The organism is Alicyclobacillus mali NBRC 102425, assembly GCF_001570745.1.
In the GTDB taxonomy this organism is placed as follows: Bacteria; Bacillota; Bacilli; order Alicyclobacillales; family Alicyclobacillaceae; genus Alicyclobacillus; species Alicyclobacillus mali.
Genome location: NZ_BCSG01000025.1, coordinates 1 through 18,193, shown reverse-complemented (window position 1 = coordinate 18,193; position 18,193 = coordinate 1). Strand labels below are relative to the sequence as shown.

Here is an 18,193-nt window from a genome sequence, read left to right as displayed (position 1 = left end):
CCCGCTTGGAGACTTCGCTCGACATGGCGAAGGGACCACCTGCCATCCGGGTGGTCCCTTCTCACGTCTTTCTCTTCGTCAGTGAACCCGCTTCCCCATACCCGTCCAAAGCATCTCACGAAGCTTGAACTTTTGAAGTTTGCCTGTTGCCGTCCGGGGCAACTGTTCGACGAAGTGGAATGCCTTCGGCACCTTGAAGTGAGCAAGGTGCTCCCGGCAAAACGCTCTCAGCTCCTCTTCCGACAATCGTGAACCCGGCCGCTTCACGACGAACGCGACTGGAACCTCGCCCCACTGGTCGTCTGGCCTCGATACCACCCCAGCCTCGATGACCTCGGGGTGCTGGTAAAGCACGCCCTCGACCTCGACGGAAGACACGTTCTCTCCACCCGAAATAATGATGTCCTTCAGTCGATCGACAATTTCGATGTGCCCATTCGAGTGGACGACCGCCAAATCGCCCGTGTGAAACCACCCGTCGCGAATGACCTTGGCTGTTTCGTCCGGATTCTTGTAGTAGCCATCCATGACGACGTTGCCGCGCGCCACAATCTCGCCTACCTCCTGGCCATTCCACGCCACTTCCTGGCCGTCCTCGCGTACCACCTTCACTTCTCCGGCAAAGACCATCTCCACTCCTTGCCTCGCCTTGGCCCGCGCGCGTGCGTCACCCTGGAGTTGGTCGTTTGCCTGTGTCCACTCGCAATAGGTGATGAACGGAGAAGTTTCTGTCAGTCCATAGACGTGCATAATCTCCATTTGCAGAAACTTCTCGGCTTTCTCGATCACCGCCGCGGGCGGAGGAGAACCCGCCGTGGCCATGCGCGTGCGGCGGATTAGTTGCATCTGCTCCACAGCAGGGTGTTGAAGAATCATATTGAGGACAGTTGGCGCCGCACACGCAAGGGTAACCCCCTCGTCCACATACAGGCGGAGGATGACCGAAGGATCCACCTTTCGCAGGCAGATGTGCGTGCCGCCCACCGCCGTGATCGCCCACACACCTCCCCAGCCATTCACGTGAAATAACGGCAATGTGTGCAAGTACACATCGTCATGCGTGACGCGAAGATGAAGCAAAAAGTCCGCCGCGTTCAGGTAGCTGTTGCGGTGCGTGAGAACCACGCCCTTGGGGCGCGAAGTCGTGCCACTGGTGTAATTGATGCTCAGCGGCTGATCTTCATCAATTGGTGTCTCAATGGGGTCACCCGAAACGCGCTCAAGCAACGCCTCGTAGTCGTAAGCATCGAGGGGCGAATCGTGGCTCGCAATCTGAATGACGTGGCGCAGTCCAGATCGTCCCGGCAGGATAGGTTCCACCACACGACCCCACTCGCTATCGACTATCAACACTTCACTCTCACTGCGATCGAGAATGTAAGCGATTTCTTCCGGCTGAAGGCGAATGTTGATGGGCACGATGATGGCACCCAATTGGCAGATGCCAAAGAAAGCTTCAAGCATTGGATGGGTGTTGGGACACAACACCGCGACCTTGGAACCTTGTGACACACCAAGTTTTAGCAGGGCATGGGAGAGTCGGTCGACGCGGCTCGAGAACTCACTGTACGTGAACCTCTTCGAACCATCCACCACAGCGGTCTTGTCTGGATAAAGCTTGCGCGCCCGGCGCAGCCAATCCATAGGCGTGAGTGGAACTTTCATGAGCATCCTCCCGGCACGATAGATTATCAAAATCTACATGATAATCTGACATATTGACTTGAGCACTCGCAAGAGTCTCCCTTGGTCATCTTCATGGATTTCCGGTACATAAATAGCCTAAATTTCAGCGGGCGGCGCCATCTCGCACCGCCCGCTGCAGCAAACCATCTTACAAGTGGATTGCACCGCCCGTGCTCCTGCCGCGTGTATACCACCGTTTCACCGCGTACACCACCAGCAGCACCGCCACGCTCACCAGGCTCAGCACCAGCTGCGAAAGGTCGCCTGGCTGGAAGGCCATGGCCACAATCACGGCGGTCATGGCCGCGATGCAGAGGTACGTCAGGAACGGGAACAGCCACATACGCACCTTGAGTTCCTCGCCCTCCCGCTCCATGCGCCGGCGCATCACGAGTTCGGAGCAGGCGATGAGCAGATAGATGAAAAGTCCCACGGCGCCGGACGAGTTCAGCAGGAACAGGAACACGTGCTGCGGCGACACGTAATCCATGATGATGGACAGATAACCGACGATGGTGCAGAACAGGATGGCACGAGCCGGCACGCCTCGCCGGTTCGTCCGAAGCAGCGCCTTGGGCGCGTTCCCCTGATACGCCAGCGCAAACAGCATCCGCGAAGCGGTGTACAGCCCGGAGTTCAAGCAGGACAGAACGGCCGTGATCACGACGACGTTCATCGCGGCCGCCACGCCCGGGATGTGCAGTAGGCTGAGGGCGCTGACGTACGGGCTCGCGAGCGCTTTGCTGTCGTTCCAAGGGATCATGGTGACAATCAGGAAGATGGAAAGGACGTAGAACACGAGCACGCGCCAGATGACGGAATTCGTCGCCCGCGCCACCGCCTTGGCAGGCTCCTTCGACTCGGCCGCCGCGATGGTCACAATCTCCGAACCGAAGAACGAAAAGATGAGCGTCGTGACGTCGGCGAACAGCGCGCCCACGCCCTTCGGCGCGAAGCCCCCGTACGCCGTCAGGTTTGAAAAGTTAAGGTGCGATCCCGGCCACAATCCCAGCACAAACAACCCCGCCAACACGATGAAGACGACGATGGCAGCAACCTTGATAAACGCGAACCAGTACTCGAATTCGCCGTAGGACCGAACGGACAACAGATTCGATAGGGTCAAAAGCAGGAGCAGAATGAGAGACAAGACCCAAAGCGGCACGCCCGGAAACAGCCAGTTGTGGAGCGTCAGCGCACCCGCCGTGGCCTCCACCGCCACGACAATCACCCAGAAATACCAGTACAGCCAGCCCATCAGAAAGCCAGCCCACTCGCCGAGCGCTATCCGGCCGTACTCCGCGAACGACCCGACCGCGGGTCGCGCCGTCGCCATCTCGCCCAGCATGCGCATGATGAGGATGACGAGGAATCCCGCGAGCGCGTACGACACCACCGCCGCCGGTCCGGTGGTCTGTATCACCGCGCCGCTGCCGACAAATAACCCTGCGCCAATGACGCCGCCGAGCGAAATCATCGTCATATGGCGCATGCGAAGCGCCTGGCGCAGCGAGGCCCGCTCGTGACCGGATTTCGCGTCCAATCCAGTGCCCATCTCCTGCCCTCCTCACGCTTTGACAAGCGACTTCAGGACGAAACCGACGTTCGCCGGGCGCTCCGCGAGACGGCGCATGAAGTAGCCGTACCAATCCTCGCCGAACGGCACATAGATGCGGACCTTGTACCCCTCGCGGGCGAGCGACTCCTGAAGCTGCGGGCGAATCCCGTACAGCATCTGAAACTCCCACTGGTCATCTGGAATCCGAAGTTCGTGCACTCGGTCCTTCGCCCATGCGATGATGGCCTCGTCATGGGTTGCGATAGCCGTCTTGCCGCCCGATTGCAGTTGAAGCTCGATGATTCGCTTGTAATTTTCATCCACATCCCGCTTCTCCGGATACGCCACGGAGGGCGGCTCCTTGTACGCACCCTTGACAAGGCGAAGATTGGGCTTGAGCGGCGCGAGCGCCCGGATGTCATCGGCGCTCTTGTACAAATACGCCTGGATCACGGTCCCGATGTGCTCCGTCCCGAACTCCGCGTGCAGCTTGCGATAGATGGCAAGCGTCACCTCGTTGTGCGCATAGTCCTCCATGTCGATTCGGACAAAGCGCCCCGTATCGCGCGCCCGCGCGACGATCTTATGCATGTTCTCCATGCACAGGCCTTCATCGATATCCAGACCCAGTTGCGTCAGTTTGACCGAAAGATACACGTCGTACGGAAGATCGGCGAATCGCTCGAGCGTGCGCACGCAGAAGTCCGCCGCTTGGCGAGCCTCCTCGGCGCGATCGACAAATTCCCCGAGATGATCCAACGTGGCGGCGAGCCCCCGCCGATGCAGTTGCTCCACGGCGCGCACGGCGTCCTCCAGGGACTCTCCCGGGACAAAGCGTCCCGCCCCGAGCCGGAAGCCGAAGCGGCGCGCCCATCGCTCCGCTCGGCGGTTTCGAGACAACCAAAGTAGCGTGTCGCGCATCAGTTGCTCCATGCGCATCCCCCTCCTCCATGTTGCAGACACTCGCTGTCTGGGCACATGCACAAAGTGTCTAAAAACTTGACAATGAGTTCGTGATGTGTCTCTATTGTAGACACACGGGGTATGAAAGCGCAATATGTTCCAGTTGCCACCTTTGGGGGAGATGTGAATGCCGGACGAGATTACGCGGATATCCGAACTTCCCTCCGATCTCATCCTGCGCGCGTTGCTCGACGTCGTGGACGACGCCGTGACCGTGGTGGAACCTGCCGGGATCGTCGTCGCATGGAACCGAGCGGCCGAGGCGCTGTACGGGATCCCCGCGCAAGACATCGTCGGGCACCCCATTACCGAATTCTTCGCCCTCGAATCCCTCGCCGTGCACAGCGTCCTCACGACCGGCGCGCACATCGACCACGCGTACCACCGCCCGCGCCCGGACGTGCACGTCCTCATCTCCGCGGCGCCTGTCAGGGACCAACTCGGCGGCATCGCCGGCGCCATCGCCGTCGAGCGAGATATGACCTTGCTCGTCCGCATGGGAGAGGAGAACGCGCGCTATCTTGCCCAGACGCAAGGTGAGCTGTTGCGGACGCAGACGGTCGATCGCGCCCTTGAAGCCCTGACCGCCCCAGGCGGGCCGCGGCACGCGCTTGTGGTCGGCGAACGAGGCACGGGAAAACGCACGCTTGCCGAAACGTCCCATCGCCTGCTTCGGTTCCAGGGCCCGTTTCTCGCCGTGCGGGCCGAGCCTCGCGCCGCGGCCTTGATGGATGCGGCGCTGTTTGGCGCGGACGGATCGCTCGTCTTATCGCCTGACGCCCGGCGGGCAGGATGGCTCGAACGAGCCGCCGGCGGCACGCTCCTGCTTCAGGACGTGCACCTCATGCCAAGCGCGGTGCAGGCGAATCTCGCCCGGGCCATCGAGGAGGAGCGATTCCGGCCGCTCGGCGGCCATCGCGACCTTCCCTTGCGGTGCCGCATCCTGGCCACCGCGCCCACGGCCGACGCGGTCGATCCAGCCCTTGCCCGCGCGCTCCCTGTGATCGAAATCCCGCCCATGGCCGAACGGCGGGACGAAAGCCTGCTTTTCTTCCACTTCTGGCTCACGCGGTGGGCCAAGGAGCGAGGGGTGATTCCGCCGCGCCTGTCGGACGAGGCGGCCGGATTGATCCAGGCGTATCCGTGGCCTGGCAACCTTGCGGAGATGGCGCAGGCGGCGCGGAGGGCGGCGTCAGTGGCGGAGGGCGAAGTGCGGCCCGAGCACCTGCCTGAGGCGGTGCGGGCCCTGCACCTCAAGCCCGCCCGGCGCCGCGTGCCGCTGGCCCATCAATCGAAGGAACTTGAGCGCGCGCGCATCCGCGAGGCGCTCGAGGACTCCGGGGGAAACAAGTCGCGCGCCGCCCAGCTCCTTGGCATCTCCCGGGCGGCGCTCTACTACAAGCTGAAGCAGCACGGCATGGACGAGATCACGCGATCCCGTCGACCAACTTCCCGGGGTTGAGCATGTCGGCCGGATCGAGCAGGCGCTTCACGGCCTGCATCAGGGCGAGCGCCTCGCCGTGCTCCTGCTTCTGATACTTCATCTTGCCGAGCCCGACGCCGTGCTCGCCGGTGCACGTGCCGCCGACGGACAGGGCGTACTCCACCAGGTGGTGCGAGAGCTCGTAGGCGCGGCCGAGATCGTCCGGGTCGGTCGGGTTGACCATCAGGCTGACGTGGAAGTTGCCGTCACCGACGTGCCCCACGATGCCCCCGCGGATGCCGAGCCGCTCAATCCACGTCTCCGCCACGTCCACCGCCTCGGGCAGCTTCGACATGGGCACGCACACGTCGGTCGAGAGGTGCGCGAGACCTGGATATGTCCGCATGAGCGCGTACGCCGCGTTGTGCCGCGCGTGCCAGAGCTTCTGGCGATCCCGCTCGTCCATAACGACGGAGACGCGCGCTGCGCCGGCGTCGCGCAGGATCTCGTCGACCGTCCCCATGTCGGCCTGCACGGCGGCCTGTGAGCCCGACAGCTCGAGGAACAGGGTCGGTGCAGGCGTGTACGACGTGTCGAACTGGCGGTTGATGATCTCGATGTACGGCTTCGTCACGAGCTCGCACCGCGTGAGCTGGAGCCCGCTGCCGATGAGCATGCACACGGCATCCACGGCGTCGCGAACGGTCGCAAACTCGGCGGAGGCGGCGAGCGTCGCCTCGGGCACGCCGTAGACGCGGAGCCAGAGCTTCGTGAACAAGCCTAGCGTGCCTTCCGACCCCACGAAGAGTTCCACGAGATTGTAACCCGAGCTGGACTTGGCGGCGAGTGTCCCCATTTCCATCTCGCGCCCGTCCGCGAGCACCACCTCGAGCTTCCGCACGTTCGCCTTCATGGGCCCGTATCGGACGGCCGTCGTGCCGCTCGCGTTGGTCGCCGCCATGCCGCCGAGGGACGCGTTGGCGCCGGGATCGACCGGAAACATGAGGCCGTATGGGCGCAGGGCGTCGTTCAGCTGCTGGCGCGTGACGCCGGGCTGGACACAGACGAGGAAGTCGTCCGGCCGGATCTCGAGGATGCGGTTCATGCGCGAAAAATCGACCGAGATGCCGCCGCGCACCGGAATGGCCTGGCCCTCGAGGCCCGATCCGGCTCCGTACGCGACGAGCGGCACCCCGTGCGCATGCGAAAACCGCGCAAGTGCCACGACATCCGCCGTCTCCTCGGGATAGGCCACGGCGTCCGGCAGGTGTTCCGGGTGATACGATTCGTCCTTCGCGTGCGATTGGCGAACGCTCTCGCCGAAGCTGAGCTTGTCACCGAGCTCTTCTTTCAACGTTTGCCAGGGGATGGTCATCGTCCGGGCCTCCATTTCTGTCGCAGGCCTGCGCGCATGGCGCCTGTCCCAGGGGCTTACGCGCCGTGCAAATGTCGTATAGGATGAAAAGGGATACATGTCGGCCTGTTCTGATTCTAAAGCGAGGTGACCCGTATGTCGACCGCGTACGCGCCTTCGCCCGACGCGGCGAAGCCGAAGGCCCCGCTCCGGGCGCTCATCTCCATCGCCCTCGCGTGGGCCTTTGACGCCATGGACTTTTCCCTGCTTACGTTCGTCATCCTGGACATCATGAAGGACTACCACGTCGCGCTCACGCTCGCAGCTTCCGTCTCGTCGGCGACTACCTTCGCTCGGCTCGGCGGCGGATTTCTGGGAGGACTCCTGAGCGATGCGAAGGGGCGCAAGGCCAGCCTGATCTTCTCCATCTTCTGGTTCAGCGTGTTCGAGTGTCTGACGGGCTTCTCGCTCGGCTTCACGCTGCTCATGATTGTGCGGATCCTCTACGGCCTCGGCATGGGATCCATGTACGCGAGCGGCACGCCCATGCTGATGGAGATGATCCCGTCTCGCTGGCGCGGCTTTGCCTCGGGCCTTTTGCAGTCCGGTTTTTCGTTTGGCTACATTTTCGCGGCCATCATCTATCGCGTCGGATACAGCCACCTCGGCTGGCACGCGCTCTTTTTCATCGCGTGTATTCCCGCCGTGATCGTCGGCATCTTCATCGCGGTGGCCTTGCCGGAGTCGGACCGCTGGCGCGAGGCGCGGACGAACGAACGGCGGGGCATCCCGGTGGGCGAGCTATTTGTCCGCGGTCGCGCATGGAACACCGTGCACGCGGCCATTGTGGCCATCATCGCATTCAGCGTCACGTATCCCATCAACACGTTTTACGCGACGCTGCTCAAGCAGACCGGTCATTTTTCACCCGCCGTCGTGGCGAATACCATCATCATCCTGAACGTCGCAGGGATTTTGGGCAACATCCTCGGGGGCCTGTTGTCGGATTGGATAGGGCGCAAGTGGACGCTGATTCTGTCCGCCATCGGGACGGCGCTGACGTCCGTCGTGTTTCTGCACATCCAGAGCGCGGGCTACCGGGACGTGTTCACGTTCCTCATTGGCTTTTTCTCCATCGGCGGCGTGTGGTCGGTCATCCCGACCTATCTGGCTGAACACTTTCCCACCGCGGTGCGGTCCACGGGGCAAGGCACGACGTACCACATCGGCGCAGCGCTTGGCGGCGCGGTGGTACCCCTCATCGTGTCGTCGATGGCGCCATCGGTCGGCGGTTTGGCACACTCGATGACCTACTCGGTCGCCATTGCATCGATCCTGGTGATTGTGGTGGCGCTCCTATGGAGGGAATCGAAGGGAGAGACGCTGGAGTAATCGCGAGGGCCGCGGTGGCGGCCCTCACCGTTTCCATATCCGCAAAAGGCGCTCCAACCAATGCCACACGTCCTGATACACCTCGGCGCGATTCGTCTCGTTGAGGACCTCATGCCGCGCGCCGGGATACAGCTTGACGGTCACGTCGCGCACCCCGGCTGCCGTGAGCGCCTTCGCGAGCCGCTCGACGCCCTTGCCCATCTTCCCCACCGGATCGCGCGAGCCGGCGACGATGAGCACCGGCAGCTCGCTCGGGATGCGGCGGAGATTCTCGGCGCGCTGCAGCTCCCGCACGCCACCGAAATAATCGATAAAGAAGCCGCAGGTGTGCATCTGCCCGCAGCGCGGGTCCGCGATGTACGCGTCCACCACGGCCTCATCCCGCGACAGCCAATCGAGCGGCGTGCGATTGGGCTGAAACGGCTTGTTGAAGTTGCCAAACGTCATCCTGTACAGCCGTTCGCTTGGCGATCGCGCCCCAAGCCGTGCCGCCTCGCGCCGCGCGAGATACAGCCCCGCCGCTAGTTCCACGCGGCTGACGAAGCCGGCGCCTGACAGCACGGCACCTCGGAGCCTCGCGCCGTGCTGCTCCATGTAGGCGAGCGAAAGCCAGGAGCCCATGCTGTGGCCCAACAGGACAATGGGCACGCCTGGGTGCTCCGCCTCGATGCGCGACGTGACCCGCGCCATGTCGTCCATGACGCGCTGAAACCCGTCGTGATCGCCAAAGTGGCCGAGCAGCCCCATGGCCTCGCCCGTCTGCCCGTGGCCGCGGTGATCGTGCCCGTAGACGGCGCACCCGCGCGAGGCCAGAAATTGCGCGAAGTCGCTGTATCGCGCGATGTGTTCGGCCATGCCATGCGCGATTTGCACGCAGGCGCGCGGCTCGCCGCGATGCTCAGGCACCCACGTTCGGCCGTGAACCTCGATGCCATCTGGTGCGCGGATGGTCCATGTCTCCCCCATGCCCTCACCCCTCGTTGCCGTCTTGGTTCGACGCGGAGGCTTCACCTCCTGCCATTCCGTCCACGCGACGGCGGCGTCAGCCGGAAGCTGACGCCGCCCATCCACGCGCGCCGCGTCACGGCTACGGTTTCGGCACCATGCCGCTCCACGCGTGCGCCTGCAACACCACGAGGACGCCAAGGATGACCGTGAGTACGATGCTGTGCCAGAACGTGCGGCGGATGACGAGTCCCTCCTTGCCGCGCAGCTCGCCGGTCGATACGCCCGTCGTCACGTTTTGCGGCGAGATCATCTTGCTCATCACGGCGCCCGAGGAGTTGGTCGCCGCCATCAGGATGGGATTCAGGTGCAGGCGATTCGCCGCCACCACCTGCAGGTTGCCGAAGAGCGCGTTGGACGACGTGTCCGAGCCGGACAAGAAGCATGCAATCCAGCCGAGGAACCCGGAGAAGAACGGGAACCAGCTCCCGAGCGCCGCCACGGCCACGCCGAGCGTGTACGCCATGCCCGAGTAGTTGTACAGGTAGGCGAGCCCGAGGATGAACATGACCGTCAGGATGGGAAACGTGAGCTGCTTCCACGTGCCGGCCGCCGCGAGCCAGAACGTCTTCCAGCCGGCGCGCAGGAAGATGGCCGTGAGAATGACCGCCACCAGGATGGCCGTGCCCGTGGCCAGCGGCTGGAAGGTCCACACCGCCTCGTACGGCTTGTTGTAGAGCGTGAGAAACACCTGCTTGTCGAGCCCAGGCCAGTGCACCTTTTTCGCGCCGATGTCCGCGATTTTCAAAAACGTCCAGACGATCACGACGCCCGTCACCGTGAGCCACGGCACCCAGCCGCGCCACAGGCCTCCAACAGGCGCTTCGGACGCAGCCGCCATCTCGCGGTATGCCCCCGCGTGGGCGAACGACCGAAATTGGTCCGTGTCCTTCGGGCGCCATACCCTCGTGAACAGCACGATACAGATGAGCGAGACGAGCGCGGCCAAAACATCTGGCAGCGCCGGGCCGATGAAGTTCGCCACAGCGAACTGCGTCAACGCGTACGACAGTCCGCCGACGAGCGCGACGGGCCAGGCGCCGCGAAGCGCCTTCCATCCACCCATGACCACAACCACGTAAAACGGCAGGATGAACGCAAAGATGGGCAGCTGCCGCCCGACCATCGAAGATAAAGCGCTTACATTGAGGTTCGTGACGGACCCGAGCGTCACGATGGGGACGCCGAGCGCGCCGAACGCGACGGGCGCGGTGTCGAAGATGAGGGCGTACGTGACCGCGTCGAGCACCGGAAAGCCGAGCCCAACCAAGAGCGCAGACGCGATGGCGACCGGCGTGCCAAAGCCCGAGATGCCTTCCATCAGCGCGCCGAAGCTGAACGCGATGATGAGCATCTGAATGCGCCGGTCCTCCGTCGCGTATCGGTACATCCAATCCCGGAACTGCGCGAACGCGCCCGTCCGCTGGCTCAAGTTATAGAGCCACATCGCATTCCACACAATCCACATGATGGGCCATAGCGCGAACACCATGCCTTCGGCCACCGAGTCGAACGCCAAATGAGCAGGCATGTGCCAACCTGCCACGGCCTCGATGAGCCCCACCACGAGGCCCGACAGCGCCGCGATCCACGCGGGTGTTCTTACGACGCCGAGTAACACGAGCACGATGACAATGGGAATGATGCCGACCAAAAACGAGAGGCCCGTCGAATGCCCGATGGGCGTCAACAGTTGATGAAACACAGGCTTCCCTCCATCCACGGCCTTCAGAGTTCAAGCAATTCGTCCTCGAAGTCGTTCTGCCTCACGAAGATGAGCGTCCCTCCTTTTCTCAGGGGTCGCGATCCCCGCTTTTGAGGTCATTGTAGTCCGGGGCTCGTGCGCCTGAGAACGGGGTATTCCCATCCTTTCAAAAGATTCTGCATACCGGAATCAACTCACCAAGGGCTGGATGGCTGACCATTGCCCCGCAGCACAGCCCCTGCTTCGCAGCGCCGTTCACCAACATGCCGCGCCGACCTGTTCTGTAATTCAGAACAGTGTTTCTTCTTGCACAACGACATGCTATCATGAAAGCGTACCCAGGGTTGCGAAGTTGCGAGGGAGGAGAGATTTCAGATGGCGGGATCGTACGCTTGCCCACAGGGCGTGGAGATCACCGGAGAGTACAGACCCGAATTTGCCGAGATTTTGACGACAGACGCGCTGCAATTCATCGCGGAGCTCGAGCGGCGCTTCGGCGCGCGGCGGAACGAACTGCTTCGCCTGCGCAAGGAGCGGGAAAAGCGACTGCTCGCGGGCGAATGGCCAGACTTCTTGCCGGAGACCAAGGAGATCCGCGAGAGCGAGTGGACGGTCGGGCCCATTCCCGCGGATCTGCAGGATCGGCGCGTCGAGATCACGGGACCGAGTTCGGACCGAAAGATGGTCATCAACGCGCTGAACTCGGGCGCCAAGTGTTTCATGGCGGACTTTGAGGACGCCTGCGCGCCGTCCTGGGAGAACGTCGTGCAGGGCCAGATCAACATGCGGGACGCGGTTCGCCGCACCATCGAATACACGAGCCCCGAGGGGAAGCACTACAGGCTGAACGACGAAATTGCGGTGCTCATCGTGCGCCCGCGCGGCTGGCACCTGCCCGAGAAGCACATCCGGGTGGACGGCCGGGTGGCCACGGGCGCGCTCGTCGACTTCGGGCTTTACTTCTACCACAATGCGAAGGAGCTTTTGGCGCGCGGCTCGGGGCCCTACTTCTATCTGCCAAAGATGGAGAGCCACCTCGAGGCGCGGCTGTGGAACGACGTGTTCAACTACGCCCAGGACGCGCTCGGCATTCCGCGCGGCACCATCAAGGCCACCGTGCTCATCGAGACCATCCTCGCGACCTTTGAGATGGACGAGATCCTGTATGAGCTGCGCGATCACGCCGCGGGGCTCAACTGCGGCCGCTGGGACTACATCTTCAGCTACATCAAGAAGTTCCGCAGTCACCCGGAGGTCATCCTGCCCGACCGGGCGCAGGTGACCATGACGGTGCCGTTCATGCGCGCGTACACCCTGCTCACCATCCACACGTGCCATCGGCGCAAGGCTTTCGCGATGGGCGGCATGGCGGCACAGATCCCCATCAAGAACGACCCCAAGGCGAACGAGGAGGCGCTCGCCAAGGTGCGCGCGGACAAGGAGCGCGAAGCGCAGGACGGCCACGACGGCACCTGGGTGGCGCACCCCGGGCTCGTGCCGGTGGCGATGGAGGTGTTCGACCGCCTCATGCCCACGCCGAACCAGGTGCATCGCCTGCGCGACGACGTCCAGGTCACGGCGGCCGATCTCGTCGCGGTCCCACAGGGCACCATCACCGAAGGCGGCCTGCGCACCAACGTGGCTGTGGCGCTTCGCTACATTGAAGCTTGGCTGCGCGGTTCCGGCGCGGTCCCCATCTTCAACCTGATGGAGGACGCGGCGACCGCGGAGATCTCCCGCGCGCAGATCTGGCAGTGGATCCATCACCCGAAAGGCGTCCTCGACGACGGCCGCAAGGTGACGGTCGAGCTGTTCCGCCAGATCCTCGACGAGGAACTCGGAAAGCTGCAGGACGAGATCGGCGAAGAAACGTACGCACAGAGCCAGTTCCCGCTCGCGGCCAAACTGCTCGACGACATCTCGACGAGGGACGACTTCGTCGACTTCCTGACGCTGCCGGGTTACGACCACTTGGCGTGACGGATCTCGCCCTCGGGCGCGCGGCGCCTGAACCATCCCCATGTGAAAACCCCGCCGAGGTGGCGGGGTTCTTTTTGACGCTCAATGGATGAAGCGGCTTAAGGAGCGACGCGCTCCCGTCGGTAGCCGAGGCGCTCCGAGACGCGCTCACCCGCACGCTTCACGAGCGGCACCAGCTCCACCAGGCGCTCGCGGGTCATGCGCAGCGCAGGCCCCGAGACGCTCACCGCCGCCATCACGCGCCCGTCGTGCGCAAAGATGGGCGCGGCCACGCAGCACACGCCTTCCTGGTGCTCCTCCATGTCAAACGCGAAGCCGGTCGATCTCGTCTCCTCAAGGGACGCAAAGAAGGCGGCCGCATCCGTGATGGTGTGCGGCGTGAGGCGCGGCAATCCGTACCGCCTGACGATGTCCTGCACCTCGCGCTTCGGCAGAAACGCGAGGATGGCCTTGCCGAGCCCCGTCGCATGGACCGGCACGCGCGTGCCGACGCGCGAGTGCATGCGGATGGTGTTGGGGCTTTCCACCTTCTCGATGTAGACCACGGAGCCCCTGTCCAGAAGCGCCAGGTGCACCACCTCGCCCGAGGCGAGCGCGAGCTCCTGCAGCGCGGGCATCGCCTCGCGGCGCAGATCAATGGAAGAGAGCAGCTTCATGCCGAGATCGAGCACCGTGTAGCCAAGCTTGTACCGCCCGCTCACGGGATCCTGCTCGATGTAGCCGCGCCGCATCATGGTGCCGAGCAGGCGGTGCACGGTGCTTTTGTACATGCCCACCGACTGCGCCAGCTCCGTGATGGCAATGCCGTCGGGATGTTCGCTCACCACCTCGAGCAACAGCAGCGCCTTGTCGACCGACTTGACCGTGTAGTCCTCCAAAGCGTTCACCTCATCCTTGCGCGCTCGTCGACGCTTCTCGGCCGGCCTCCTGCGAAAAGACGCCCCGCGCCTGCACGGCCGCCTGATCCGGGAACGAGTCGAGAATCTGCCAATTCTCCTCGATGATCTTGCGCGCCCGCTTCACCTCGACGCACCGGCCGGGCAGCGGGATGAGCTTGCCGGCGTTCACGATGCCCTTCGGATCGAAGCACGACTTGACCGCGAGCTGCGCGTCGATCTCGTCCTCGGAAAACATATAGGTCATTTCGCCGATCTTCTCAATGCCGACGCCGTGCTCGCCGGTGATGCTCCCGCCCGCGTCAACGCACGCCCGCAGCACCTCCGATCCGGCCCTGACCGCGCGCTCGGCCTCCCCGGGCACGCGGCTGTCGTACAAGATGAGCGGATGCAGATTGCCGTCGCCCGCGTGGAACACGTTCGCGATCTTCAGCCCGTATCGCTGGCTCACTTCGTCGATCTTCTGCAGCACTTCAGTGAGGCGCGTGCGCGGAATCACGCCGTCCTGCACGATGTAGTCGGGCGAGATGCGCCCCATGGCGCCAAACGCCATCTTCCGGCTCGACCACCAGAGCGCGCGCTCCGCGTCCGACTGCGCCACCCGCACCTCGCGCACGCGGTGGCGGCGGCAGATGTCCACCACGCGCGACATCACCTCGTCGACCCCCGCGGCCAGGCCGTCCACTTCGATGAGCAACACCGCCTCGATGTCCGCCGGATAGCCGACGTGATAGTTGCTCTTGTCGACGGCCTGCATCGCGAGCTGATCCATCATCTCGATGGCGGCCGGAATGATGCCCGCCCCGATGATGTCCGTCACCGTGTCGGACGCGTCGGCGACGCGATCGAAGTACGCGAGCGCGGTGCGCAGCGCCTGCGGCTTTTTCAGGATGCGGACCGTGATCTCCGTCGCGATGCCGAGCGTCCCCTCCGATCCGACCAAAAGCCCGAGCAGATCGTACCCCGGCGCGTCGCCGAACGGCGCGCCGATGTCGATCACGTCCCCATCCGGCAGCACCACCTTGGCCGCGACCACGTGGTTGGTGGTCACGCCATACTTGAGGCAATGGCTGCCGCCGGCGTTTTCCGCGAAGTTCCCGCCGATGGTGCAGACCGACTGGCTGGACGGATCCGGCGCGTAGTAGCAGTCCGCGTGCGAGACCCGGCGCGTGAGCGTGAGGTTCACAAGCCCAGGCTGCACCACGGCGCGCAGATTGTCGAAGTCGACGGCGAGGAGCTTGTTCATGCGCGCGAGGCTGATGACCACCTCGCCCCCCGTCGGCGTGGCGCCGCCCGACAGGCCCGTGCCCGCGCCCCGCGGGAGAAACGGAATGTCGTTCTCGTAGAGATAGCGGCAGATGCGCGAGACTTCGTCGGTCGTCTCCGGGAAGACCACTGCGCGCGGCAGCCCCTCTTCCGCCGTGTAGCCGTCGCACGCGTACGCCTTCACCTGGTGCGGCCGCCAAAGGCAGCGCCGCTCGCCCACGATTTCGACAAGCCGCTCGATGTGCGCGTCCCTCATCGCGATCCCTCCCTCTGATAGGCGAGATCGAGCACCTCGACCGTGTGCATGACGCGCAAGGGCTGGTTCCTGCGCTTGACGCCGAGCCGGATCTGCATCATGCAGCCCGGATTCCCCATGACAATCGCCTCCACGCCCGCGGGCACGTCGTCCATCTTGCGCTCGAGCAGCTCGTTGGCCATCGCCGGATGCGTGAGGTTGTAGATGCCCGCGCTGCCGCAGCAGCGGTCGGAATCCGGCATCTCGCGAAGCGTCAGGCCCGGCACCGACTTGAGGAGCGATCTCGGCTCGTACCGGATCTTCTGCGCGTGGCACAGGTGGCAGGCGTCGTGGTAGGTCACCGTCATCGGCAGCTCAGCCTTCGGCGGATCGAAGCCCACCTCGACGAGGAGTTGCGAGATGTCCCGCACGCGAGAGGAAAACTGCACGGCGCGATCCCGCCAAGCCGGATCGTCCCGGAAGAGCTCTGGGTATTCCTTCAGCGCGGCGCCGCAGCCGGCCGCGTTGATGGCGACGTAGTCGGCGCCCGACCGCTCGAACACCTCGATGTTTCGCTTCGCCATCTCACGGGCCATGTCGCGATCGCCCGCGTGCACCTGGAGGGCGCCGCAGCAGACCTGATCCTTGGGCACGCGCACCTCGACGCCGTTTCGCACGAGGACGCGCGCGGTGGCCTCGTTCACGTCGGAGAAGAACACGTCCATGACGCAGCCCGTGAAAAGCAGCGCCGCGGCCTTTGTCTCCCCCCGCGGGGCCATGGTTTCCGGCAGGACGTCGATGGCGGGCCCCCGCCCGATGTCCGGGATGACATCCTCCATCTCGCGCATCTGCGCGGGAAGCACGTTCAGCATGCCGGTGGCGTGCACCAAGCGCCTGAGGCCCGAGCGCTGGTAGAACCGCATCAGGCGGCGGATGGCGCGAAGGCGCGCAGGGCGCGGAAACACGCCGCGCAGGAAGAAACGCATGATGGGGTCGCGCTTCCCTTCCGCGTCGCGCGCGAAAAACACCTGGCCGCGAGCCTCCTCGACGAGCGCCCCCACCTGCACGCCGGACGGGCACACGGTCTCGCAGGCCCGGCAGTCGAGGCAGGTAAAGACGGGATCGATCACGCTCTCGTCGAGCGGCAGCTCGCCTTCTGCGCACGCCTTAATGAGGTAGACGCGCCCGCGGGGCGAGTGGTTCTCGTCTCCCCAGGCTTGATAGGTGGGGCAGACCTCCAGACAAAAGCCGCAGTGCACGCAGACGGAGTACTTCTCCTCCTCGGGCGCGTCCGGAAAGCGGAAGTCGGAGGCTTTCGCTTCGACGGCCGTGGGCTCGTTCACCATGTCACATCCCTCCCACAAAGCGGCCTGGTGACAAGAGGTTGGCCGGATCGAACGTGTGTTTGAGCCGCTGCATCAGGGCGAGCGACGCGGGCGCCAGGGTCGGCTGATGTTTGGCGCGGACCTCGGCGGGCGCGCGCTCCACCACCATGTCGAGCGAGGCACCGGCCGCCAGATCCGCGATGGCGCCGAGCGGCGCGGGGCGGTCAGAGATGGCTCGAGCCGGCTGGAACGCGATGCGCGCGACGCCGGTGAGCCCACCGGCGGAAAGCGTGACGCTTTCGGCTGGCTCGGCGAGTGCAGATGCCGCTTCCAGTGCGCGCGGCATGGCGGCGAAAAGCGATGTGGGCGGTCCTTGTAAACGGATACAGACCTGGCGCTCCGCGAGGCTTTGCGCGAGATCCGACCACCATGCGTCCGCATGCTCACCTTCGACGACGTCGACGGTAAGGCCGAAATCGCGCGACATGGCGCGGATGGCGTCCGTCTGCGCTTTGGCAGAGGACCTTGGCTCGTCGCAGTCGACGGCAAGGACGAAGTCCGAGCCCAGGTCCGCGCCCCCCACCATCTCGATGCGGCTCGGCACGAGCGTGGACTGCGCAATGCGCGAGCGCAGTTCGGCAAGCGCTGCCGCGGGGCCGCGCACGAGAGCGGTCTCGCGGTGCATCGGCAAGGGCCGGAGTTTCAGCGTGATCTCCGTCACGACGCCGAGCGTGCCGCATGCGCCGATGAACAGCTTGGTCATGTCGTAGCCGGCGACGTTTTTCACGACCTTCGCACCCGTCCGGATGACGCGCCCATCCGCGAGGGCGACGCGGAGCGAAATGGCGAGATCGCGCAGGCTGCCGTAAAGTGCGCGGCGCGGCCCGCTGAGCCCTGTCGAGAGCAGGCCACCCAAGGTGGCATCGGCAGGCGCGGGCGGATCGAACGGCAGCATGAGTCCTCGCTGGGCGAGAACGCTCGCCAGTTCCCCGATGGTGATGCCCGGCTCCGCGGAGACGACGAGATCGCCCGGGGAGAAGCTCGTCACACGGTTCATGGGCCGAAGCGTGAGTGCAAGGTCCGGGACCTCACCCGGCGGGCCGTAGGCGAGGTGGCGGCCGGAACCGTAAGGCAGCACGGTCAACCCGAGCTCCCGAGCGTAGGCGAGCACGGCCAGCACGTCTGCCTCGCACTTGGCTTCCACGGCGCAGGTGTCCTTGGACGATTCGCCCGGATGGACGGTGCACATGGGCACGGCGCGAGCAGGAAGTCCAGTCGCATCGTGGAGCGCATCCGCAGTGTCGACCGGCAATGGCTTGGATTGAAGCGGCAATGCAATCGCCTCCAACGGTCGCGGGAGAGGCGACCTTCTGTTCTGCAATGTGGAATACTGTTCTGAATTCTT

13 protein-coding genes are annotated in these 18,193 nt (G+C 64.3%); 3 read left to right on the top strand and 10 right to left on the bottom strand.

Annotated features, from left to right (window positions below):
• Positions 1-78: 78 nt before the first annotated feature.
• The 3 genes from AMA01_RS09625 to AMA01_RS09615 all read right to left on the bottom strand — a co-directional run bounded on the left by AMA01_RS09625 (position 79) and on the right by AMA01_RS09615 (position 4,177).
• The gene (locus AMA01_RS09625; RefSeq protein WP_067850401.1) at positions 79-1,665 is read right to left on the bottom strand and encodes a long-chain-fatty-acid--CoA ligase; all 1,587 of its coding nucleotides are present in this window, start codon (positions 1,663-1,665) and stop codon (positions 79-81) included.
• Positions 1,666-1,834: 169 nt separating this feature from the next.
• Positions 1,835-3,241: an amino acid permease gene (locus AMA01_RS09620; protein ID WP_067850400.1), complete on the bottom strand. Its 1,407-nt coding sequence runs from the start codon at positions 3,239-3,241 to the stop codon at positions 1,835-1,837.
• Between the two features lie 12 nt (positions 3,242-3,253).
• Entirely contained in the window at positions 3,254-4,177 is a 924-nt protein-coding gene (locus tag AMA01_RS09615; protein WP_067850398.1) for a proline dehydrogenase family protein, read from the bottom strand.
• 157 nt (positions 4,178-4,334) lie between these two features.
• Between AMA01_RS09615 and AMA01_RS09610 the strand changes: the two genes are divergently transcribed.
• The gene (locus AMA01_RS09610) at positions 4,335-5,669 is read left to right on the top strand and encodes a sigma 54-interacting transcriptional regulator (RefSeq protein ID WP_067850396.1); all 1,335 of its coding nucleotides are present in this window, start codon (positions 4,335-4,337) and stop codon (positions 5,667-5,669) included.
• Here the strand turns inward: AMA01_RS09610 and AMA01_RS09605 are convergent.
• The gene (locus AMA01_RS09605) at positions 5,635-7,005 is read right to left on the bottom strand and encodes an FAD-binding oxidoreductase (protein ID WP_067850394.1); all 1,371 of its coding nucleotides are present in this window, start codon (positions 7,003-7,005) and stop codon (positions 5,635-5,637) included. The genes AMA01_RS09610 and AMA01_RS09605 overlap by 35 nt on opposite strands.
• Positions 7,006-7,140: 135 nt before the next feature.
• On the opposite strand from AMA01_RS09605, the gene AMA01_RS09600 reads away from it, so the two are divergent.
• Positions 7,141-8,376, top strand: a complete 1,236-nt coding sequence (locus tag AMA01_RS09600) for an MFS transporter (protein ID WP_067850392.1) — start codon at positions 7,141-7,143, stop codon at positions 8,374-8,376.
• Between the two features lie 24 nt (positions 8,377-8,400).
• Here AMA01_RS09600 and AMA01_RS09595 read toward each other — a convergent pair whose 3' ends face one another.
• Positions 8,401-9,342: an alpha/beta hydrolase gene (locus tag AMA01_RS09595; protein ID WP_067850390.1), complete on the bottom strand. Its 942-nt coding sequence runs from the start codon at positions 9,340-9,342 to the stop codon at positions 8,401-8,403.
• 121 nt (positions 9,343-9,463) lie between these two features.
• On the bottom strand, positions 9,464-11,086 hold the full coding sequence (locus AMA01_RS09590) for an L-lactate permease (RefSeq protein WP_067850388.1): 1,623 nt from the start codon (positions 11,084-11,086) through the stop codon (positions 9,464-9,466).
• 375 nt (positions 11,087-11,461) lie between these two features.
• On the opposite strand from AMA01_RS09590, the gene aceB reads away from it, so the two are divergent.
• Positions 11,462-13,066 (top strand): malate synthase A, encoded by a 1,605-nt coding sequence (gene aceB / locus AMA01_RS09585; RefSeq protein ID WP_067850387.1) that lies wholly within the window; start codon positions 11,462-11,464, stop codon positions 13,064-13,066.
• 98 nt (positions 13,067-13,164) lie between these two features.
• Here the strand turns inward: aceB and AMA01_RS09580 are convergent, their stop codons facing one another.
• The 4 genes from AMA01_RS09580 to AMA01_RS09565 are packed head-to-tail and all read right to left on the bottom strand — an operon-like array spanning position 13,165 to position 18,121.
• Positions 13,165-13,953: an IclR family transcriptional regulator gene (locus AMA01_RS09580; RefSeq protein WP_376738338.1), complete on the bottom strand. Its 789-nt coding sequence runs from the start codon at positions 13,951-13,953 to the stop codon at positions 13,165-13,167.
• A 1-nt stretch (position 13,954) separates the two neighbouring features.
• Entirely contained in the window at positions 13,955-15,484 is a 1,530-nt protein-coding gene (locus AMA01_RS09575; protein ID WP_067850383.1) for an FAD-linked oxidase C-terminal domain-containing protein, read from the bottom strand.
• The gene (locus tag AMA01_RS09570; protein WP_067850381.1) at positions 15,481-16,809 is read right to left on the bottom strand and encodes a (Fe-S)-binding protein; all 1,329 of its coding nucleotides are present in this window, start codon (positions 16,807-16,809) and stop codon (positions 15,481-15,483) included. The genes AMA01_RS09575 and AMA01_RS09570 overlap by 4 nt, the downstream gene beginning before the upstream one ends.
• 1 nt (position 16,810) lies before the next feature.
• Positions 16,811-18,121, bottom strand: coding sequence for an FAD-binding oxidoreductase (locus AMA01_RS09565; protein WP_067850379.1), 1,311 nt, complete (start codon positions 18,119-18,121; stop codon positions 16,811-16,813).
• Positions 18,122-18,193: the final 72 nt, after the last annotated feature.